A 20,566-nucleotide genomic window follows, 5' to 3' on the forward strand; every position below is an offset into this window, starting at 1 on the left:
CTTTCTGCCCATTTATTCCACAAGTCGTTACCCGTTATGCCGTTAATTTAATGCTGAGCTCAGGCTCTGGAATAAAGTGTAGGTGAATTTTCCGGGCTGTGAGGTATTGAGGGAAAACACATCACCAGGTTCAGGCCAGGCTACAGTAAACATGGCCCTGAACCTGGTCGCCATGTTAAGGGTGCATAGCTCTGGTTATAGCAGACTGTAACTCTTCAGCAGGCACTGCGCCTGGCAACACAGTCGTATTTTGCGGGTTTGCACCTGAAACTGGCATTACGATAAGACCTGGAGTCCCCGTGAGGCCTATTGCCTGTGCAAGCTCACTGTTAGTGGTGAATATTTCTTCAGCATTTTTGGCCTTAATGCTAACCGGAGCCCCAGCAGCCCGGGTTGCTGAGTCAATATCTTTGGTGGTAAGGGCGCCTTCAAAATGGCCGGTATTGTACACAGCGTTATGATACGCAATATAAGCAGCAGGCCCCTTTTGTTGCCAAACAGCCAACCCGCGTTCAGCCGCAGTTAATGAATTGGTCCAGCGTTGGGCGAAAATCGGCCAGTCCTTAAAGATATAACGAACACCAGGGTTACTCTTCATTGTGGCTTCCAGCTCAGGCGCCAAATGGCTACAGTACACACACTGGTAATCAAAAAACTCAATCACAGCAACTTTGGCATCAGCCGGGCCAACTGTTGGTGTGCTTTTATCATCCAGCAGTGATTTCTGGTTTTGTAATACTTGTTTCAACATCGTTTGCTGCTGTTCAGCTTGCTGTTGCTCCTGAAGTTTCTGGCTTGCCTGCACCAGAACTTCAGGGTGGGCAACCAGGTAATCTGCAGCAATTTTCCCAATTTCAGCTTGTTGTGCTGCGGTAAAACCAGAGGCAGCATCTTCAGCACTTGCTGCAAACGTTGCCAGTAAGCAACCAGATACAACAACAGAGATTATTTTCTTCAGCATCAAAAGTCTTCTTGTGTTTAATAACGCATTACAGTGCCCCCTGGCTTGAGTATCTCATCGGGTAAGCCAGGGCCGGTGTACCACAACATAAACGGGTTAGTTCAGATACCTGCGGCTGTGAAGCTCCCCGTTTCCGGGCATAATATGATAATTGCTACACACGCTTCTGACAGAAAAACACCATCAGGCCAGCAGATACCCGAATCTTATCGGGTGAGTGAAATAGATACTCCTCGCCATTAACATATTGATCCATTCTTGCTGAGTTTATAACAAATTACCGGTTCCCGGGGCTCACTGACATAACACGCCATAGAGTTGTTTCTCTCAATTCTGGTACTTGCGTCTCGCCAGGCTGGGGAGATAAAGGCTACGATCAACATGCATTAACACAAAAAGGAGGTTGTCTATGTATCGAACGATACTGGTGCCCGTCGATGTTACGGAACCTGAACTAACTGAAATGGTTGTTCCCCACGTCGAAACATTGGCAAAGTTGGAAGATGCCCAGGTACATTTTCTAACGGTTATACCGCCGCTTCCTTACTACACAACACTGGGTCTGGCTTATTCTGCTGAATTACCAGAGAAAGATGACATTCTCGGAGAGGCTGGCAAGAAACTCGACGATGTTATTGCCCGTTTTTCAATACCCGAAGACCGGGTCGAAAAACATGTCACCTGGGGCGCACCTAAGGATCAAATTTTAAACCTTGCAAAAGACATTGATGCCAGTGTGATTGTTATTGCATCCCATAAACCCAGTGTGACGACATATTTACTGGGTTCGAATGCGGCAGTTGTAGTACGTCACGCCACCTGCCCGGTACTTGTTGTACGTTAAGTTCATGACCGCTGTGTGTAACTATCCCGGTGGCATTTGCGCCACCGGGATGTTTTTATGCCCAGGAGAATGTCTCAACACTGTCGCCATACATATTTACAATCCCTTCCGGCGTCTTAATGAAACAGGGTGTATGGATATCATCCCGCAGGTGATTAACCAGGTCAAAAAGCAACCCGGTGATAATTTGCCGGTCTTCTTCAAGCAGCGTTCCGCTCAGCAACACTAAAGTGAGCGAGGCACAGTATTGCCTTAATGTCTGGGATTCAGCCCCCAGAAGAAAAGGCATACTCCTTACTTCTTCGGCTGTTCCTGTAAGTGCCTGCACACAATGTGCTGGCACGGGCGAATCCAGCACATATTTTAGTGACTCCAGGGCACACAATAATTTGCCACATAACGCCATTCGCGTGGGATGATGCGCAGCCTCCAGAAGTTCACCAACCAGTGATTCACACAAAGAAGCTAACTCCAGCAGATCCATTTTTGCATGGATAACACTCATCATAGGAGAATCATTCATAATCCATTCCTTGTAACTCACCAATTACTGTATATAAACACAGTAATCAGTTTTTATCCTCTGAGCAATAGTCTGATTCTCTTAAAGGCATAGCTTTACAAATCAACTGCAAACAAATGATGAGTAAAAAAATAGTGCCCAGGCATTGCCACTCCTGAGGGGAGCTGTAAGCTAACATGCAAAGTAAATGTACAGGTGACTGCCAGTGACCAAAGAATTCTTTGCACTAACTGATATCCGCAACCCGGGGAAAAAACAGGCAGCAATGTTACTGCTTACTGACCCAACAGGGCGCATCGTGTTGCAACTTAGGGATGAAAATAAACCCATACGTTTTCCTGGCCACTGGTCATTATTTGGTGGTGCCATTGAAACAGGCGAAACCCCGCTGGATGCCGCCCGACGAGAGCTCGAAGAGGAAACAGGCCTGGCTCCTGCTCAGAAAATGTTCCAACCCCTTGCTGTTACACTGGCGTCAGAAACCGGTCGTGAATTAATGTATGTTTACCATCTCAACCTTGTAATAACCCCTGCCGATATTCAACTTTATGAAGGTGCCGGGTTTGGTTTCATGCTTGAAGAGCAGTTTTCACAACTGAAACTGGTTCCCTGGCAACAGCCGGTATTTAACTATTTTTTTAGCAACCGAAACTTTTGAAACTGTCAATAATTGCATGCACAAAACAGATAAGAAAAATAGATAATAATGGTGTTTTTTCCACTGCTATTCTTCCGTGACATATTACATAATGCATTTTTCTTATAGATGTAAAAATTCAATATTTTGTTATTGTTTGTCGCATTTTTTTGCATGTTACACGCCTACTATCATCATTGATGACACCAGCCACAGAGCCAACACAGGCTGGCTCAATCAACTACATTAATTAGCCGTTATAACAACAACCACATCAAGAGCGTTAAGCTCTCACTATAATGAGGATAGTCATGTTTCAAACCTATAAGAAACAACTTGCTCTTTACACAATAATTGCTGCTGCCTTACCCGTCAGTCAGACTTTTGCTGCAACAGTCCCTGCTAATGTTACGCTATCCAGTAAGCAAGTACTGGTTAGAAACAACGGCTCAGAGCCCGCCACAATCGATCCACAACTGGCTGAGAGCAACGAAGCATTTAATATTATTTTGGACTGTTTCAGCGGACTGGTGAACATTACTCCACAGGGTAAAATCGTACCTGACCTGGCTGATAAATGGGAAAATAAAGATAATACAGTTTGGACATTTCACTTACGTCCGGGAATCGTTTGGTCAAATGGGAAGCCGGTCACTGCCGAGGATGTGGTATTTAGCTGGCAACGCCTGGTTGACCCTAAAACAGCATCACCTTATGCATCATTCGCCGCCAACGCGCACATACTTAATGCCGAAGCTATCGCTGATGGCAAAATGCCAGCAACAGAACTGGGTGTAAAAGCAATTAATGACACTACTGTGCAGGTAACACTTTCACAACCTGTCTCTTATTTTTTACAATTTGTCGGCCACCCATCACTGTTCCCGGTAAGCAAAGCAGATGTTGAAAAATATGGGAATAAATGGACACAGCCAGAGAATATCGTCACCAGTGGTGCCTATAAACCCACGCAATGGGTAGTAAATGAAAAACTGGTTGCTGAGCGTAATGATAAATACTGGGATAATAAAGCAACCGTTATTAATCAGGTTACATATTTACCCATAGCTGATCAGGCAGCAATGGTCAATCGCTATAAAACAGGTGAAATAGATATCACTGATACTATTCCTACTATTCAGTACCAGGCACTAAAAAAAACATATACTGACCAGGTTCACAGTACTGACCTGCTCGGGGTCTATTACTACAAATTTAATACTGCCAAAGCACCATTTAATGATATTCGGGTGCGTGAAGCGCTAAACCTGGCACTGAACAAAAAAATCATTGCTGAAAAAGTTGTTGGCCAGGGTCAAAAGCCCGCAGACACGTTAATGCCGTTAAATATTGGTGGAATGAAGTTTACCCCACCTGATTATGCAGCATGGTCACAAGAAAAACGAAATACCGAAGCCAAAAAATTGCTTGCTGAAGCCGGATTTAATGCCCAACACCCATTATCACTCAATTTACTCTACAATACTTCCCAGGATCACCAGCGGATAGCTATTGCAGCAACATCAATGTGGAAGAAAAATCTGGGTGCAAATGTCAGCATGAGTAACCAGGAATGGAAAACTATGCTGGAAACAATGCGCCAGGGTAATTTTGATCTTGTGCGCTATACATGGCTTGCTGATTACAATGAGCCATCAACATTCTTTAATACTTTCCGCACTAACGATACACAAAATACAACCAAGTACAGTAACCCTGACTTCGATAAAGCACTGAAGCAGGCCAGTGAAGACAGTTCACCCGACAAAATAAAGCAGGATTACCAGACTGCCAGCGATATTCTGTCCCGTGATATTCCTGCCATCCCTGTTTACTACTATGTTCAAAACCAACTGGTAAAACCCTTCATAGGAGGCTTTACCGTTTCTCCACTTGGTTTCTATTTGACCAGGGATATGTACATCATTAAGCACTAACCCCGCTACAAGTGCGGCACAATAAGCCGCACTTTTTTCTTTGCAGTCAAAGGACTATGATGATAATAACATTCTGACATCAAGGTCCGTTTACCTATGGCAACTCACACACTTATCATTGGCCCCGACAAGGTGGAATTCAGCACCCCGCCCGTGACACTCAGCATAGGCTATGCAAGCCTGGCGGCACAATTTACCCAGACCCCCTACCCCAGTGAGCAGGATGTGGAAAACGCAATAATGGTTGTGGAAAATTGTATCCATGCCGAAAAATTACTGCGTAACCTGGACTCAAACCAAAAGTGCAACGATAGCTGGATTCAGTCAGTAGCTCTCAGCACCGGCAGCCAACAAGAACTTACCCAGGATAAAATTGAGTGCCTCTTTAACGATATTGCAGATATCATCGCGGGCCGTCCAAAACGCCAGGGTGAGTTTCCGGACGAACCTGGTTTTATCGCCTATGTCACCATATTGCGTGAGCTTTCCCATCACCTGAACATTCAGACCTTCACGCTTCATAATTAACAAAATCGGGCTGAATACAGTTCCCCTTTTGTAGCCTCCTTTTAAGGCCATGTGAGATGGCCTGTTTCTATTTGCCTGCCCGTAGAATAGTCGGTAGAAAAATCTGGCTTTCGGACTTTGCTGACAAAAATAGCCTTATACTTACAGTTGTTTTTATCGGTAAATGCTAGATTGTGCACAAAGGAAAAAACTATCAAATCCGTGGGTTGATTCAATTATCTATTATTGAAAGGAACAGATAGCTTAGGAACATCCTCTACAGGAATGAATGAATAACACCAGACAATCCTCAGGAAGCATACGGAGCCAGAAATGAGCAATTCAAGTGATAGCGTTTCAAAATGTCCCTTCCACTCTAACGAAGCGACACAAAGTGCAGGTAACGGAACGCATAATGCGGACTGGTGGCCTGACCAGCTGCGTGTAGACCTGTTAAATCAGCATTCCAGTCGTTCCAATCCGTTAGGCGAAGCTTTTAATTACAGAGCTGAATTCAAAAAGCTGGATTTTTCCGCCCTGAAAGGTGATATCAAAAATGTTCTGACCGATTCTCAATCCTGGTGGCCTGCCGACTGGGGAAGCTATATCGGTTTGTTCATCCGTATGGCCTGGCACAGTGCCGGTACTTACCGTATGGAAGATGGCCGTGGTGGTTCAGGCCGTGGTCAGCAACGTTTTGCACCTCTTAACTCCTGGCCCGATAACGTCAGCCTGGATAAGGCCCGCCGTCTGTTGTGGCCGGTTAAACAGAAGTATGGGCAAAAAATCTCATGGGCTGACCTGATTATTCTTGCCGGTAACGTCGCACTCGAAAATGCCGGGTTCCGTACCTTTGGCTTTGGTGCTGGCCGTGAAGATGTATGGGAGCCGGATCTCGACGTCAACTGGGGTGAAGAAAAAACCTGGCTGGCACACCGCCACCCTGAAGCTCTGGCAAAAAACCCGTTGGCAGCAACCGAGATGGGTCTTATCTATGTAAACCCTGAAGGCCCGGATGCCAGCGGTGACCCGCGTTCAGCAGCCCCGGCGATTCGTGCGACTTTTGGCAATATGGGCATGGATGACGAAGAAACTGTGGCACTGATTGCTGGCGGGCACACCCTGGGTAAAACCCATGGCGCAGGCCCGGCAACACATGTTGGCCCGGAACCAGAAGCAGCACCAATAGAAGCCCAGGGGCTTGGGTGGCAAAGCAGTTATGCCAGTGGCGCAGGCGCAGATGCCATCACTTCCGGTCTTGAAGTCGCCTGGACCCAAACGCCAACTCAGTGGAGCAACTACTTCTTTGAGAACCTTTTCAAGTTTGAATGGACACAGACACGCAGCCCGGCAGGAGCCATTCAGTTTGAAGCAAAAGATGCACCAGACTTGATTCCAGACCCATTTGAGCCTGGCAAGAAGCGTAAACCCACAATGTTGGTGACCGATTTAACTCTGCGTTTCGACCCCGATTTTGAAAAAATCTCTCGCCGTTTCCTGAATGATCCACAAGCATTCAATGAAGCTTTTGCGCGTGCATGGTTCAAACTGACTCACCGCGATATGGGGCCGAAATCACGCTATATTGGCCCGGAAGTTCCTGCAGAAGATTTGATCTGGCAGGATCCGCTACCAGCAGCAACGCACGCACCAACTGCGGCAGATATTAGTAGCGTTAAAAACGCGATTGCTGAATCGGGCTTGTCTGTCAGTGAACTAGTTTCTGTTGCCTGGGCTTCAGCATCCACTTTCCGCGGTGGAGACAAGCGCGGTGGCGCTAACGGAGCACGCCTGGCACTTGCTCCGCAAAAGGGCTGGGAAGTTAACACTATTCCTGCTCAGGTATTGCCGAAACTGGAAGCTATTCAACAGGCATCCGGCAAAATCTCGCTGGCTGATGTCATCGTGCTGGCAGGTGTAGTGGGTATTGAGAAATCGCTGGAAGCTGCCGGGGTTTCTGTACCTGTTCCCTTTACACCTGGGCGTGTAGATGCCCGTCAGGATCAAACCGATATCGCAGGTTTTGCTGTGCTTGAGCCCGTTGCTGACGGTTTTCGTAATTACCGCCGTGTTGCCGGGAAAGCCAGCACGGAATCATTGCTTATCGATAAAGCACAGCAACTGACATTGACTGCTCCAGAGATGACGGTGCTGGTTGGTGGCCTGCGTGTATTGGGAGCTAACTTTGACGGTAGCAATCACGGTGTTTTCACCGAAAACCCGGGTGTCTTCAGCAATGATTTCTTTGTAAACCTGTTGGATATGGGCACAGCATGGAAAGCAGCAGATGAAAGCAAAGAAGTGTATGAAGGCACTGACCGTCGCAGTGGAGAATTGCGCTATACAGCAACGCGTGCCGACCTGGTATTCGGTTCTAACTCAGTATTGCGCGCACTTGCTGAAGTTTATGCAAGCAGCGACGCCAAACAGAAATTTGCTCAGGACTTTGTTTCTGCCTGGACAAAAGTCATGAACCTGGATCGTTTTGACTTGCTGTAATTTTCTGGTAATCCTTTTTAAGGTAAGCATGGCCGGAGCTGTGCTTACCTTGTCTTTGAGTCTTTAAGTTCTTCACCTCATTCAATCACCTTCCTCTCATTCATATTTCTTTACGCTGACATATGTCTTGTCAATTACGATAACTATACTGTACAGTTCAGTTATTATAATTTACTGAAGCAGACACAACAGCCCATGAGGAACACGAAATGACATCATTTGTAATCAAGAACTCAGTACATCTTGCTGTACTTACAGGGATAATTATCACTGCAGGCTGTACCAGCACAGCGCCAACGCGCTATAGCGGGGTTGAGTCCTCTTATGAAATGACGCCCAATACGGATAAAAACAGTGACACCATTCCGTTTCACTATGCACCAACAGTAGACTGGAAAAAATATGACCAGATAATCATCGACCCGGTGGATCTTTACCAGGGAAGTGACGGGCAATTCAATGACATGTCTGTAGATGATCGCAAGCAACTTGCTGATTATATGCAAAAAACATTTACCAACACCCTCAGCAAGCGATTTACCCTTACACATACACCTTCAGCCAATACTCTGCACCTGAAACTGACACTTACTGGTGCAGATACAACGCCTCAGGTTATTGGTACATTTACTAAATTTGATCTTGCCGGAGGGCCATATAACATCGTTCAGTCGGTACGAGGCAAACGCGGTTTGATGAGTGGCTATGTTAACTATGCGGTTGAAGTATATGATTCAAAAACAGATGAGCGCCTGCTGGCTTATGTTGCCGAACAATACCCCAATGCCATGAACATCGGGGCAACATTTGGCTCACTCAGTGCGGCGAAAACCGGAATAGATAAAGGTGCAGACGAACTGCTAAAAATGCTCTGAGGATAATGAATTTTTCAGGATGCTTTTGCTCCCATCATGAAAAGCGCAACAGCATCCTGAACCATAGCAACAATCTGGGCATCAGAATAGCGCCTCATCTCCTTTTGCAATAACAAATCATCCACTTCCGCAGTTACCAGGGCAGAAAATTGCTTAGCTCTGACCATGGGATCCCCTGCCCGCAGCACACCAGCATCGATATACTTCTGCATCAGGCAGGCAAGGCTTTCCATACTATCCCGGACACCAGATATCAGAAATAACTCGCCAATATTGGAATGCCCGGCTTCCCCCACCACCACCCGGTAAAGCTGCAATGCCTGGCGGTCAGTAGTCAGAACAGACAACAGACCCTCACCGAAATGCCGAAGTGTTTCTTCCAGAGTGCTCCCTGCCGCGTTGTCAACAGCCAGTTCCTCAGCTGCGCGAGTCAGGAAACTCGTGCTGTATAACCGCACAACTGCTTCAAACAACGCTTCTTTGGAGGGAAAGTAATTGTACAGCGTGGCTTTAGAGCCACCAGCACGGCGAGCAACTTCATTCATGGATGCCCGCTCATAACCCTGCTCCTGAAAAACGGCTGATGCGGCAGCCAGGATAGCGTTTTTTTTCTCGTCGGTCAGTGTGCGCATATTCTCTCCATGACTTATGAAATCCAAAGCATAACAAAACCATCTGGTTCAGAAAAGTGACTTCATGCTGTTGCTTAACAGTAAATACCCCAGCAGTATTGCACCTGAGAGGAGCCAGATGCTCACCTGAATGTGAATTGATTACGCTACCAGCAAGGGTTGGTACATTAACTCAAAACCGAATTTGCCATCTGAATGGAAAGCCCGCAGGCTTTCCCGGTTTCATTCACTGCCGTCTCGACTCAGTTAATGTGTTTTCTGCCAGAAATCATTTAGCCTTGCGACCATCTGTTCGCGAGTAGGAGTATCTACAAACGCAGACATCAGGCTATTTTCCAGCAAGGTATAGCATTCGCTTTCAGTTAATTGCAGGGCATCAATGACAGATTCGTAGTTCGCGTTCACATGCCCGCCAAAATATGCCGGGTCGTCTGAATTGATGGTCACATTAACCCCGGCCTGTAACAGTTCACGCAAATTATGATCGGCCATGGTATCGAATACCCGCAATTTGACGTTAGACAAAGGGCATACTGTCAATGGCATCTGTGTATCACTAAGGTGAGCGATAAGGTCAGGATCGTCAAGGCTTCGGACTCCATGATCAATTCGTTCACTATCAAGTAGCTGCAATGCCTGCCAAATGTACTCTACTGGCCCCTCTTCGCCGGCATGGGCAACTCGCCGGAGCCCTGCCGCTTTAGCTCTGGCAAACACGCGGGCAAATTTCTCCGGCGGATTTCCGTTCTCGGAAGAATCAAGACCAACACCGGTCAGCCATTCTGGGTGGCGGCTGAACCATTCACGTGAATCTGCAAAGGTTTTCAGTGCATCTGATTCCGGTAAATGGCGTAAAAAGCACATGATCAGTTGAGTTGAAATCCCTTTTTCACGAGCGTTTTCGAGTGCTCTGATCATTCCAGGAATAAACACGTCAAAACCAATACCGCGGGATGTATGGCTCTGCGGGTCGAAAAAGATCTCAGCATGAATGACACCATTTTGACAGGCATTGTCGAGATAGGCTGAAGTCATTTCATAGAAGTCGTCTTCCGTTTGCAGCACACTGGTACCGGCATAATAGATATCCAGGAAAGACTGCAAAGAGGTGAACTGATACGCCAGGCGTAAATCGTCCACTGTAGGCCAGGCCAAAGGAACATTATTCCGTTGCGCGAGTTTAAAAATTAGTTCTGGCTCCAGAGTGCCTTCTATGTGTACATGCAACTCGGCCTTGGGGGCCCGGGACACTTTTTCAATAAGCGATGGCGTATTTTGCATAAGCACTCTCTTTGTTTGGTTTTTATTCATCAGAGATGAAGTCATTCGCCACATCTTCACACGGGCAGAATCAAGTTTCATTCAGTCAAGTACATTGCTGGTTTGCCTGAAGGCAGCGCCAATAAGCAAAAGTATAGCCAGCCCCCGCAGTGGTGCTTGTGCAACAACTTTCCAGAATAAATACCAAATACAGTTAAAAACCCCATGAATCAATAGAGAATGAGCATCAGCGAAATGACAGCAGATTTTGTGAGCGATATTGCGTGAAATGTGCAGTGTTAATACAACTCAGGCCCACTACCGCGCAATGAGTAAAGCCGGACAGGCAATGAGCACCAGCATATTGTTACCAGAATAAATCCAGACAAATAGCGATATACGCAGTAATGATGATAAGAGCGATGACACAGCGCTCAGGCACACTCCGGTGTACCGTTGTTCCCGAAGAGGTATTTGCTGGTGCTGATCCACCCACTGCAGAATGCCTATTCTGTGGATGGCAGCCACTGCCAGGGTGTAAAGCAGATACCGCTTCAGGTTCCGCCGGCCCGGTGTGTTTTCTTGGCTCCTGGCGCAAGTGCGCTTCAGACAGGCAGTAACCAACCTTTGGCACAGTGTGGATAATTTTTTGTTGATGCCCGTCATCATCCACCGCCTTGCGTACTGAATGAACCGCAGTCAGCAAACTATTGATACCGACAACTCTGCCAGGCCAGACAGCAGCAAGTAATTCTTCCTTTAATAGTACTTTTCCGGCGTTTCCTGCCAGTTCAGACAGCAGCCGGAACGGGTATTCACCCAGTTTTCTGATTTCACCGGTGTCGTTATGAACAAGGCTTTCGCCAGAAAAATCCAGCTTCCAGTTGTCAATATAACAGTCGAACTCTTCCATCAGAGCCATACTTGCAACATAAAACTCGTTGTACCAGAATGAGTTCTGGCTCAGGCAGAGCCTGGCACCATAACTACCAGGTCGGGGCAATGTTCGTGTTACAAACTAAATACCCCTTCGATAGCCATACGCGCTGAACCATATATCGCAACCCGCTCGTTATCTCGTATTACACAACGCAACGTCCCCTGGCGCACACCACCTTGCCGTGCTGATAACGTTAATTTACCCAACCGCTTAGCCCAGAAAGGGGCAAGGAAAGTATGAGCGGAGCCTGTTACCGGGTCTTCATTTACACCCACTTGTGGTCCGAACCAGCGCGAAACGAAATCAAACTCTTCATCGGCAGCTGTAACCACAACACCACGAGTTTTGAAAACCTTGAGTGCATTAAAATCCGGCGATAACCCATCAATGATGGCTTTATTCTCCACCAGTACAACCAGGTCATCTGATTGCCAGACCCCAACGATACCATCAGAAATACCCAGCGCAGCCAACAGGCCTGCTGGTGTTTCAATAGATACCATCTGTTTCGCCGGGAAATCCATACAATATTCGTTATCATGCCGGGAAACTTCCAGCACCCCACTGCGAGTAAAGAAACGAATCACTTTTCCAGTAAAGCCCAGTTTATTGAACAAAACCCAGGATGCCGCAAGTGTTGCATGACCACACAGGTCAACCTCAACAGCAGGCGTACACCAGCGCAAATGGTATCCACCTTCAACCGGGATAAAAAATGCAGTTTCCGACAGATTATTTTCGGCAGCAATTGCCTGCAATGTTTTATCACTCAGCCATTCTGTTAATGGACAAACGCCCGCAGGATTGCCACCAAATGGGCGAGTGGTAAAAGCATCCACCTGATAATAAGGGATAGTATTTGGATTATTATTTGTCATCATTCTTTTCCAGATAATTGTAAATAGTGTACCGGGAAACACCAAGTACCTGGGCAATATGATTCACACTGCCTTTAACTTTGAAGAATCCCATGTTTTGTAATTCAGCCACGACACGCTTCCTGAATTGAAGATTATTTTCCGCGCCGGTCTGGCGGAATTTTGAAATGATTTCATCAAAAGACTGGGCAGGAATAATGTCGTTTAACGTGTCTTGCTCATGTGTTGATGGTGACGGTAACAATATATCCAATTCACGTTTGAGCCTGTTTACGACATCTATATCTACATTGATGCAAAAGGCAGCCACCGGTATACCATCGTCACTGTAGTATATTGTTGAAGCACTATTGAGTTCTTTTCCTGACTTCGTCGTTGTTTTGTAGTTATCAAAGACTTTGAATGGCACACGTTCAGCAGGACTCAGTAATCCTAAAAAACCTTCGTCATCATCTGGCCCGGATAACAGTGCATCTCCCGGTCTCCGCCCACTCACATGGCCGTTAACAATACTTATGACTGAATTTATGGGCTGTGTTAAATCGTGCAACACAACTTCTGTATTTGTCGCCAGTGTGGTACGCAGAGCATCCATTGCCCCCTTCAGAGCTATTAGCAAGTCAGACATGGTTCTACCGCCAGTACTTCTCAACATCCACCCCAAAAGCGAGTTTGCTGGCGACAACGGTGCGTGCAGGAAACCCTTGTGCAAATCGGGTGCTATAAGCGGCATTGAATTCTGTAAAATGAGCCATGTCACTCAGCCATACCTGCACACGAACAACATCATTCAACGATGCACCTGCGCGGGATAACGTCGTCTCTATCGAATCCAGAATGCATTGTGTTTGCCCTGCCACCGAGCCCTTCAGTGGCTCACCATCTTGTGCCATTGATACCTGCCCGGAAAGAAAGATGAAACCATTGGCCTTCACTATGTCTGAAAAAGGAAACGGCTTGTTGCTGGAAAAACGCTCTACTGCCATGTTGCCCGCCCATCGTTAACGTATGTGGGCATATTAGCACCAGCAGTTTTTATTTAAACAATTTTTTATAAATAAACAAATGTTGAAATTGTAATTTTACTTCCACTCCAGGCAGACCAGGTTGGCAGGAAGAGCGACAGCACCGTACCGGTGCTTCCATGTTGCCACCCTACATCTCTCTGGCCAGTATCCTGCTCAGAATAGTTTTATACCGCTGCCAGTGCCTGATGTACTGGGTGGCTCAGCCTGGTAATGAGGATAATGCAGATAGTTACTTTGCTGTTTCTCAGGAGAAATAGCTGTAAATGTAACTGCCAGGGTAATAGTTGTGAGTAGCAGACAGGTCTGCTGGTACCATGATATACAAACTAAATTGATGCGATTTTGAGAGGGTGTAACCAGGACTTGTACTTCTTCAGGAAAACAAGAGAATGAAAATCTTTATAACACATTGAAAATCAATGGTGGGCTGTGAGGGATTCGAACCCGCGACCGATGGATTAAGAGTCCACTGCTCTACCAACTGAGCTAACAGCCCATAAGGGAAACTAATTCGAGGCAAGAATTTACTCTTCTGATGTCCATGCCGCAACACCAATATGTAATAAAAAACCCCTTCTAATTACAAGGGATTATATACTCGGGTTTATTCCCGCTGTTCGGCTATGCCATCGACCAAAGAAGAGCATTTTCTGAGCGACTCCATATAAAAATGCTCAATTAACATTCAAAACATACTAAATCGCTCATTAATTACTCGTTTTCACATAATGTGCTTTATTACCAAGTAAATAAGAAAATGAACTTTGCATTTCGCATTGCTGTCGTACAGATAAATCTGGTTAACGTTATAACGAATGATGTGGATATTTCGGATAGTGTGTACGCTGGTAGCAGCAATGCTTTTCTTTTGGGTAGCACTTATATTTAATTGGGATAACAGCCCGGAAGATGCCGATCATCTGTCGGACAGCATTGATCACAGCATCAAAGTTGATGTTCTGCACAGAAACTACATCTCACCTCAACCTGAAATTTTGTCGGAGATCCGACCAACTGGCACACAGCATTGTCGGCATACCAGGGCAATGATAACGTTGGCAAAGTCACCGCTGGCACATATCAATGAGGCTGGTTCTCAGCGCGCTAAAATCAGCAATAGAAACCAACACGTTGCCGGTCATTCCCCTGTACATGGGTAATTATGACAGAGGCCGCAGATGCGGCCTCAAGAGATTCTGAATGCAAAGACATTATTATGCTTTTATTTTCCGGTAGATAAAAAGCACAACCAGTGCACCGATTACTGCAACTGCAAAACTCCCAAGGTTAAAACCATCAACCTTACCATAGCCAAAGAACGTACTTATCCAGCCACCGACTACGGCACCAATAACCCCCAGGATAACAGTGACAATAAAACCACCGCCATCTCTACCCGGCATAATCCACTTAGCCAGGATACCTGCTATGAGCCCGAACACAATCCATGAAATAATTCCCATAACATTTCTCCATTTATTCTCTGGTCATTCACAAGGAAAAATAAGCATAGCACAATTTATAAACCACATAGATTATATTACACACAATTCATTTTAATTTTGAAAAAATTAAGATTCATCCCACCTCTATGTTGACATCCGCACCAAACATCGTCATCTATGAATGAAGAGTATTTAATCAAGATCAATATCTTACGACCTGTGTAGTTATTAATGATGCATGATTTATAGAGATATTATAATCCCCCCCATCAGTTAATGAAGAAAATACACCCGTTATTTATTATCGCATTATAAAAATCTGCTGTTTTTATGCTTTACGTAAAAAATCACCATCTTTAACATTTATACTAATATTATCCAGCAGGAAAAAACAATATAAATCGGTTTGTAAAAAAACCAATAGAAATAAACAACGAGATTGAATAATGACTAACGAAGATAAGGAAAATATAATTTTTATACGCCAGTGTTAGTAAAAAAACACCGCATATCGCTAAACAGTATGATTTTCACTTTGTGAACATTACCTGCCCTGATGCTCATATCTATTCAGTGATATTTTATGGCACCCACGATACAATAACATTGCCGATTACTTATCCAGCAACGGCTACAAAAAAACAGAGCTGCAATATTGAAGCTGACTGTTGGCAGTCTGGTGCTCCACAGGCTGAGATTACTGTCAGTAAGCTGGAGTCACCAGAATCCTTGTCTGTTATCGGAGCGTTTATATAAAGAGCAAGGGATCAACACCCAGAAATTATTGGGGCATAAATCTGTCTCCCAAACTGAAAAATATAATGATGACCGTGGCAAAGATTGGATAAAAGTAAGAATTCAGTCTTAATAAAATGGGCGCCAGTCACTGGTCAGAGGGTGCTGAAATCAGCACTCAAAACCGGCTGCAGGAGGGGGGGTTTTGATAACTTATTTTGATAATATTTTGATAACCATTCCAAACGCAATAATAAATAACGGGAACTAATTAGCTCCCGTTATGTTTTAACCTGCCACGCAGATTACATATTCGCGATAATCGCGTCGCCAAACTCGCTACATTTCAGCAGTTTAGCGCCATCCATCAGACGTTCGAAATCGTAGGTTACGGTTTTGGCAGCGATTGCACCTTCCATACCTTTAACGATTAAGTCAGCGGCTTCGAACCACTGCATGTGGCGCAGCAGTATCAAGCACCAGTTATAATAGCTCATTGATTTAAAAGATCTAACTGCGCACAAAAGCACCAAAAAAACTGCCGAAACAGGACTTTATATATTATTGATTTGACTAGGAAGAAAATCTGTTTTGCAGAATAGAAATAGACGCATTTCTCACAAGCAGCTTTGTGTGCCAAAAGCAGACATTGGTAGCATACAGACTCAATATTCTAAGGAATACAGATGAATTGCAGCATTAAAAATATTTCTAAGAAAAAGTCCTTTATAGGGTTTGGTTCTAACACTCAGGATAACAGGTTAAAATTTGACACTAAGCTACTATTTGCTTTACATGGCTATAAGGAATAACGTTTATCAATATAATCAGGACGATATAATATTGAAAACTGAAGTAAAGCGCCATATAGACAGCGCTTAGTGGTGGGAGCAAATACAAAAATATCTTTATGTTCTTAATCTTGACAGAATTGAAATTGCTACGCCTTTTCGAATGTCATCAGTTCTAATAAGTCTCTTATATAATTCCATGCTTTCATAGAAGAAATTAAGTTTATATTTTTTATGAAGCACACTGTATAAATAAAATTCATTCGCATGGACATTTGCTGTCTCATCTCCAACGTAATATATTCTATGTGCTAATGAATCTATTTGATTATTATTTAATCCCAATAAGTCAACGTAATTCAAAAATTCTTTTATACTATATCTCCATGGATTAATTTTTAAGTCGAATTGAGCATGTTCAAAATAACCAAAATCATGTGCTAATAAAGTAACAAAATCGTCCGCCTCAGGGTGGATGATTAAAAGTTTTATTATGTCATGAATCGTTTGTATTTTTTCTCCATATGATAACCTTATTTTTTTTATCATGGATATAGTGCTATTTTCAATTAGTTGTATCGGATTAAATTTTTTGGAAAACGCAATTTCTTTTTCACTGGCAATTTTTATACAATCATCTACCTCATAAAAAAAACCAGACTTCATGATTTGTTTTGGACTGCAGTAGTTTGGGTCTTTTACAATTATCTTACCTGCAGCCTTATATGATTGGGCAACTAATCTAGAGCAAAATTGTTTTTTACTGGCTGTGCTTGTAAAAGGAATTACAACGTAGATAGTCTCAAGCAAAGCATATACTGATAAAACTTTATTTCTTGCATACTCACAAATCTTAGATTCTTCAGCAATAGTCAACTTATCTATTGGCCTAAAAACCTTTACTTCATAGCGTTTCTTAAATAGTAGACGCTGGAGGTTTTGTGAATAAACACCGCCGCTTACCGAATGAATAGTAGTACCATTAACATGTAACATCACATGGGAAAACCTACTGAAAGTAACCAGCCTCACGAACCAACTTATAAAACTTTTCTCAGAAGTGAAAATTACATCGCCAATCTCTAATTTTTCTTGTTGTATAATGTATAATTTCTTTCGCATAATGACATTCAGCTATTCGATCGATAATATTGGTGAGAGGAAATACATTTTTTATTATAAATCATGCAGTTCCATTTTTAAAGTGCTTAAATATAGTCATTAATGTAAAGTTTACGAATGTCCTTACCTCACACATAGCGGCCTTTTAATGTCACCAGACTTGTCGTTCATCGTCGGAAGCGAACATAACTTTTCTAACACAATCGTGTGTTAATCAGTAGAGAAACTCCTAGGCTCGTCTTTCTATATCGGTCTCATTTCTTTAACTTTCATTAGGTTAGTTATAAAAATGGGGGGAATGCTTGATTTTTACTCAGCATAATTTCAATGAGTTAGCATATATAATCATTTATTTCCTCATTAAAATTACCAACCAAGCCTACCTGCAGCGCCTATAAATCCAATGCAAAATGTCATGAAGCAGGAAACTTCTTGTACAACGTTGATATGCCCACATCAAAAATTATGGCGACTTTTTTCCTGGGTTCACCAGCCTCTATCAACCTGCCAGCTTGAGCCCATTGCTCTTGTGACAGCTTTGGACGGCGGCCACCGATCCGCCCTTCTTCTCTCGCCGCAGCCAAACCAGCCCGGGTACGTTCTACAATAAGCTCACGCTCCATTTCCGCCAGGGCACCCATGACATGAAAGAAAAATCGCCCCATCGGGGTACTGGTATCAATGCTGTCGGTCAGACTGCGAAAGTTAACACCACGCTGCCGCAGATCCTCAATCAGTACAACCAAGTGACGCATGCTGCGCCCTAACCTGTCGAGTTTCCACACCACCAGCGTATCGCCGTCTGAAAGCATCCTGAGAAGCTTTTTTAACCCAGGGCGGTCGGATGTCTTTCCACTGATTTTATCCTCAAAAATTAGCTCACATCCTGCGCACTCGAGCGCATTTCGTTGTAATGCAGTGTTCTGGTCATTTGTTGACACCCTCACATAGCCTATCAGCACAAGTATTTCTCCCGGCAAAAGCCGAAAGCATGCCAAATAGCGGACGAACGGTCATTCTCTTAAACCTTGGTTTAGGAGATATCGTCCTGGCGGGGGTGTGCACCGGAGTTCTGGGAACGGGCGGATACATTTCAACGCCAATGATAATTAATGGCGTGAAGCGTAATTTAATTAAGCAATGGGGCACGACAACCATATCGCTCACCGTTTCACAGAATGCTGTTGAGGGCAATACGCCAATAACATTTCCAACAACATTTCCCAATGCAGTCTTGAGTCTACAGGCGTCAGTTCTTACTGATGTAGCTGGTGGAACATGCGAAACATGTAGACCATCAGCGACTTCAAATACTGGGGCTACTCTGAGGGGAATGTCCATTTCTTCAAATTCAGCAGGTTCACCTACTGCCGGGACAGTTACCGTATACTGGGAAGCAACAGGTTATTAAAATGACTAAATATTTTTCACCTTCAAAACTTGGTTTCTTTGATGATTCGTTAAAGAAATCTTACGATGTGGCAGGTTCATGGCCTGATGATGCAGTAGAAATTACTGATGTTGCATGGCAGACGTTTCTTGCCACCCCCTTAGAGGGAAAACAACTTGGCGCTGACTCATCAGGTGGACCGGCGTGGGTTGATACACCAGCACCAACAACAGATGAACTCATCACCGAAGCAAAAGAAAATCAGGCTAACCTCATTACTTCTGCAAAAAGCGAAATATCGATATGGCAGACAGAATTGTTGCTGGGCACTATCAGTGATGATGATAAGACATCACTGACAACCTGGATAAGTTATATCAACGAGCTCCAGGCGCTGGACTTCAGCTCAATAACAGATGAAGCCAGCTATAACGCCTTTGTCTGGCCGACTAAACCGACAACTCAGGCCATGTAATATCTGGTGCAGTGCTGGTATCAATAGCGGTTACCGCATCAATGTAATCCAGCACTGTATTGAGCCTGGTTGTTTCATCACTGGTTAGTGTGCGTCCGGCCTGCAGCTTAAGCTGTAGCACACTGATATCCTGTAGCGCGGCGTTTACCCGGTTTTCTTTTTCATTCTCTGCCGATGCAATTTGGTCCTGCTTTTGCTGTTCTGCTGCACCATCAGTCAGTATCCAAGTGTTATTCTCACTATCCCACGAATGGTAATTGTCGGGTCGGGCTTCCGAGGCTGTCAGTACGCCATCAATCAGGTAGATATAGCACCCGCTGTTAACGGCTTTATAGAATTTGTTAGTCTGGTCTTCGGTAATACTCACTGCATCAGATGGCAGGGCGTCACCAAAGTTTAACCCTGCTCCGTAAAAAGCCTGCGTTTGAACTGAAAATTGCATAATCCCCTCCTGTCAGTAACCAATCACAATCCATTTCACATTAGTATTAGCCAGTGTTGATGTCCCGGCTGCACGCCCATAAACACCAATAGTGCTCAGTGATAATGGAATAATTGCGACCACTTTTATGGATGCATAAGCCCCGGTCTCACACCCAACGCCTGCGCAATATTTGGTTGGAAAGGTTGTCGGGAGCGTAACTGTTGCTCCGGATGTTGTTGTTGATGTGCTGCCCCACTGGATGATGAGTTTTTTCTTTTCGCCATTAATCACCATGGGTATGTCGATGTGTCCTGCATCATCCAGAACCCCGGTGCACACCCCCGCCAGGGCGATATCTCCCAAACCAAGGTTTGCGAGAGAGGTGGCAATCGCTGCAGCACCATCAGCGGCAATGTCAGCAAACGGATTGGCCCGGCTTAAAAACAGCAATGGCAGCGCTGTCAGTAACTGATTACGTTGTGTTTTATCAAGGGCAATACCCGCCGCCTCGATAACGCCGCTAATTTCTTCCTGGATGGAATCAAAATAATCTGCGTCCAGCGCTGTGGGCAGTTCACCCGTTTGCGGGTTACCGCCGGTAAAGCCGTTCTTGCCCTCGCCGAACTTGTCGGCCTGGGCTGTTGATGTATCAATACGATGCAT

At 44.7% G+C, this 20,566-nt stretch carries 21 protein-coding genes, 1 tRNA gene and 2 pseudogenes; 9 read left to right on the forward strand and 15 right to left on the reverse strand.

Annotated features, from left to right (window positions below):
• Window positions 1–175: 175 nt before the first annotated feature.
• The gene (locus tag DES37_RS18915) at window positions 176–961 is read right to left on the reverse strand and encodes a DsbA family protein (RefSeq protein WP_110027296.1); all 786 of its coding nucleotides are present in this window, start codon (window positions 959–961) and stop codon (window positions 176–178) included.
• A gap of 409 nt (window positions 962–1,370) precedes the next feature.
• On the opposite strand from DES37_RS18915, the gene uspF reads away from it, so the two are divergent.
• Window positions 1,371–1,805 (forward strand): universal stress protein UspF, encoded by a 435-nt coding sequence (uspF, locus tag DES37_RS18920; protein WP_036108437.1) that lies wholly within the window; start codon window positions 1,371–1,373, stop codon window positions 1,803–1,805.
• A 55-nt stretch (window positions 1,806–1,860) separates the two neighbouring features.
• Here uspF and DES37_RS18925 read toward each other — a convergent pair whose 3' ends face one another.
• A complete protein-coding gene (locus DES37_RS18925) occupies window positions 1,861–2,328 on the reverse strand; it encodes a hypothetical protein (RefSeq protein ID WP_110027298.1) in 468 nt (155 codons plus the stop codon).
• A 205-nt stretch (window positions 2,329–2,533) separates the two neighbouring features.
• Here DES37_RS18925 and DES37_RS18930 point away from each other — a divergent pair, with 205 nt between their 5' ends.
• The 5 genes from DES37_RS18930 (at window position 2,534) to DES37_RS18950 (ending at window position 8,783) form a co-directional block, all read left to right on the forward strand.
• Window positions 2,534–2,986, forward strand: coding sequence for an NUDIX domain-containing protein (locus DES37_RS18930; RefSeq protein ID WP_211320566.1), 453 nt, complete (start codon window positions 2,534–2,536; stop codon window positions 2,984–2,986).
• Between the two features lie 290 nt (window positions 2,987–3,276).
• The gene (locus tag DES37_RS18935) at window positions 3,277–4,902 is read left to right on the forward strand and encodes an ABC transporter substrate-binding protein (protein WP_245930130.1); all 1,626 of its coding nucleotides are present in this window, start codon (window positions 3,277–3,279) and stop codon (window positions 4,900–4,902) included.
• A gap of 96 nt (window positions 4,903–4,998) precedes the next feature.
• Window positions 4,999–5,430, forward strand: coding sequence for a hypothetical protein (locus DES37_RS18940; RefSeq protein ID WP_110027302.1), 432 nt, complete (start codon window positions 4,999–5,001; stop codon window positions 5,428–5,430).
• A 312-nt stretch (window positions 5,431–5,742) separates the two neighbouring features.
• Window positions 5,743–7,908, forward strand: a complete 2,166-nt coding sequence (katG, locus tag DES37_RS18945; RefSeq protein ID WP_110027304.1) for a catalase/peroxidase HPI — start codon at window positions 5,743–5,745, stop codon at window positions 7,906–7,908.
• A gap of 209 nt (window positions 7,909–8,117) precedes the next feature.
• On the forward strand, window positions 8,118–8,783 hold the full coding sequence (locus DES37_RS18950) for a DUF3313 domain-containing protein (protein ID WP_110027306.1): 666 nt from the start codon (window positions 8,118–8,120) through the stop codon (window positions 8,781–8,783).
• A 14-nt stretch (window positions 8,784–8,797) separates the two neighbouring features.
• Here the strand turns inward: DES37_RS18950 and DES37_RS18955 are convergent, their stop codons facing one another.
• From DES37_RS18955 to DES37_RS18995, 8 genes are all read right to left on the reverse strand, one after another.
• Window positions 8,798–9,415, reverse strand: a complete 618-nt coding sequence (locus DES37_RS18955) for a TetR/AcrR family transcriptional regulator (RefSeq protein WP_110027308.1) — start codon at window positions 9,413–9,415, stop codon at window positions 8,798–8,800.
• A gap of 246 nt (window positions 9,416–9,661) precedes the next feature.
• A complete protein-coding gene (locus tag DES37_RS18960) occupies window positions 9,662–10,696 on the reverse strand; it encodes an adenosine deaminase (protein WP_170123793.1) in 1,035 nt (344 codons plus the stop codon).
• A gap of 346 nt (window positions 10,697–11,042) precedes the next feature.
• Window positions 11,043–11,597, reverse strand: coding sequence for a winged helix-turn-helix domain-containing protein (locus tag DES37_RS18965; protein WP_110027311.1), 555 nt, complete (start codon window positions 11,595–11,597; stop codon window positions 11,043–11,045).
• Between the two features lie 89 nt (window positions 11,598–11,686).
• The gene (locus DES37_RS18970) at window positions 11,687–12,496 is read right to left on the reverse strand and encodes a PhzF family phenazine biosynthesis protein (protein ID WP_342768399.1); all 810 of its coding nucleotides are present in this window, start codon (window positions 12,494–12,496) and stop codon (window positions 11,687–11,689) included.
• Window positions 12,483–13,121, reverse strand: a complete 639-nt coding sequence (locus DES37_RS18975; RefSeq protein WP_110027315.1) for a helix-turn-helix transcriptional regulator — start codon at window positions 13,119–13,121, stop codon at window positions 12,483–12,485. The genes DES37_RS18970 and DES37_RS18975 overlap by 14 nt, the downstream gene beginning before the upstream one ends.
• A 4-nt stretch (window positions 13,122–13,125) precedes the next feature.
• Entirely contained in the window at window positions 13,126–13,479 is a 354-nt protein-coding gene (locus DES37_RS18980) for a RidA family protein (protein ID WP_110027316.1), read from the reverse strand.
• Window positions 13,480–13,941: 462 nt separating this feature from the next.
• Window positions 13,942–14,017, reverse strand: a tRNA-Lys gene (locus DES37_RS18985).
• Between the two features lie 718 nt (window positions 14,018–14,735).
• A complete protein-coding gene (locus DES37_RS18995; RefSeq protein WP_036108364.1) occupies window positions 14,736–14,984 on the reverse strand; it encodes a GlsB/YeaQ/YmgE family stress response membrane protein in 249 nt (82 codons plus the stop codon).
• A gap of 718 nt (window positions 14,985–15,702) precedes the next feature.
• On the opposite strand from DES37_RS18995, the pseudogene DES37_RS25920 reads away from it, so the two are divergent.
• Window positions 15,703–15,834 (forward strand): annotated as a pseudogene (locus DES37_RS25920) (integrase); the annotation flags it as partial.
• Window positions 15,835–16,006: 172 nt separating this feature from the next.
• Here DES37_RS25920 and DES37_RS19005 read toward each other — a convergent pair.
• The 3 genes and pseudogenes from DES37_RS19005 to DES37_RS19015 form a co-directional block, all read right to left on the reverse strand.
• A pseudogene (locus DES37_RS19005) lies at window positions 16,007–16,174 on the reverse strand (NADP-dependent isocitrate dehydrogenase); the annotation flags it as partial.
• A gap of 435 nt (window positions 16,175–16,609) precedes the next feature.
• A complete protein-coding gene (locus tag DES37_RS19010) occupies window positions 16,610–17,614 on the reverse strand; it encodes a YiiX/YebB-like N1pC/P60 family cysteine hydrolase (protein WP_110027320.1) in 1,005 nt (334 codons plus the stop codon).
• Window positions 17,615–18,027: 413 nt separating this feature from the next.
• Window positions 18,028–18,576, reverse strand: a complete 549-nt coding sequence (locus tag DES37_RS19015; protein ID WP_110027322.1) for a recombinase family protein — start codon at window positions 18,574–18,576, stop codon at window positions 18,028–18,030.
• 140 nt (window positions 18,577–18,716) lie between these two features.
• On the opposite strand from DES37_RS19015, the gene DES37_RS26215 reads away from it, so the two are divergent.
• Window positions 18,717–19,025 (forward strand): gp53-like domain-containing protein, encoded by a 309-nt coding sequence (locus DES37_RS26215; protein ID WP_425451727.1) that lies wholly within the window; start codon window positions 18,717–18,719, stop codon window positions 19,023–19,025.
• Between the two features lies 1 nt (window position 19,026).
• Window positions 19,027–19,479, forward strand: a complete 453-nt coding sequence (locus tag DES37_RS19020; protein ID WP_064599037.1) for a tail fiber assembly protein — start codon at window positions 19,027–19,029, stop codon at window positions 19,477–19,479.
• Here DES37_RS19020 and DES37_RS19025 read toward each other — a convergent pair.
• Both DES37_RS19025 and DES37_RS25765 read right to left on the reverse strand, forming a co-directional pair.
• Entirely contained in the window at window positions 19,454–19,921 is a 468-nt protein-coding gene (locus DES37_RS19025) for a tail fiber assembly protein (protein WP_064599035.1), read from the reverse strand. The two genes, DES37_RS19020 and DES37_RS19025, sit on opposite strands and share 26 nt — an antisense overlap.
• A 12-nt stretch (window positions 19,922–19,933) precedes the next feature.
• The gene (locus tag DES37_RS25765; RefSeq protein ID WP_211320567.1) at window positions 19,934–20,566 is read right to left on the reverse strand and encodes a gp53-like domain-containing protein; all 633 of its coding nucleotides are present in this window, start codon (window positions 20,564–20,566) and stop codon (window positions 19,934–19,936) included.

The sequence above is a fragment of the Mangrovibacter plantisponsor genome (assembly GCF_003182475.1).
Classification (GTDB): domain Bacteria; phylum Pseudomonadota; class Gammaproteobacteria; order Enterobacterales; family Enterobacteriaceae; genus Mangrovibacter; species Mangrovibacter plantisponsor.

Coding starts and splice junctions, on each gene's coding strand:
- DES37_RS18915 (WP_110027296.1), bottom strand. CDS start 961: ATGCTGAAGAAAATAATCTCTGTTGTTGTATCTGGTTGCTTACTGGCA.
- uspF (WP_036108437.1), top strand. CDS start 1,371: ATGTATCGAACGATACTGGTGCCCGTCGATGTTACGGAACCTGAACTA.
- DES37_RS18925 (WP_110027298.1), bottom strand. CDS start 2,328: ATGAATGATTCTCCTATGATGAGTGTTATCCATGCAAAAATGGATCTG.
- DES37_RS18935 (WP_245930130.1), top strand. CDS start 3,277: ATGTTTCAAACCTATAAGAAACAACTTGCTCTTTACACAATAATTGCT.
- DES37_RS18940 (WP_110027302.1), top strand. CDS start 4,999: ATGGCAACTCACACACTTATCATTGGCCCCGACAAGGTGGAATTCAGC.
- katG (WP_110027304.1), top strand. CDS start 5,743: ATGAGCAATTCAAGTGATAGCGTTTCAAAATGTCCCTTCCACTCTAAC.
- DES37_RS18950 (WP_110027306.1), top strand. CDS start 8,118: ATGACATCATTTGTAATCAAGAACTCAGTACATCTTGCTGTACTTACA.
- DES37_RS18955 (WP_110027308.1), bottom strand. CDS start 9,415: ATGCGCACACTGACCGACGAGAAAAAAAACGCTATCCTGGCTGCCGCA.
- DES37_RS18960 (WP_170123793.1), bottom strand. CDS start 10,696: ATGCAAAATACGCCATCGCTTATTGAAAAAGTGTCCCGGGCCCCCAAG.
- DES37_RS18965 (WP_110027311.1), bottom strand. CDS start 11,597: ATGGCTCTGATGGAAGAGTTCGACTGTTATATTGACAACTGGAAGCTG.
- DES37_RS18970 (WP_342768399.1), bottom strand. CDS start 12,496: ATGATGACAAATAATAATCCAAATACTATCCCTTATTATCAGGTGGAT.
- DES37_RS18975 (WP_110027315.1), bottom strand. CDS start 13,121: ATGTCTGACTTGCTAATAGCTCTGAAGGGGGCAATGGATGCTCTGCGT.
- DES37_RS18980 (WP_110027316.1), bottom strand. CDS start 13,479: ATGGCAGTAGAGCGTTTTTCCAGCAACAAGCCGTTTCCTTTTTCAGAC.
- DES37_RS18995 (WP_036108364.1), bottom strand. CDS start 14,984: ATGGGAATTATTTCATGGATTGTGTTCGGGCTCATAGCAGGTATCCTG.
- DES37_RS19010 (WP_110027320.1), bottom strand. CDS start 17,614: ATGCGAAAGAAATTATACATTATACAACAAGAAAAATTAGAGATTGGC.
- DES37_RS26215 (WP_425451727.1), top strand. CDS start 18,717: ATGATAATTAATGGCGTGAAGCGTAATTTAATTAAGCAATGGGGCACG.
- DES37_RS19020 (WP_064599037.1), top strand. CDS start 19,027: ATGACTAAATATTTTTCACCTTCAAAACTTGGTTTCTTTGATGATTCG.
- DES37_RS19025 (WP_064599035.1), bottom strand. CDS start 19,921: ATGCAATTTTCAGTTCAAACGCAGGCTTTTTACGGAGCAGGGTTAAAC.
- DES37_RS25765 (WP_211320567.1), bottom strand. CDS start 20,566: ATGCATCGTATTGATACATCAACAGCCCAGGCCGACAAGTTCGGCGAG.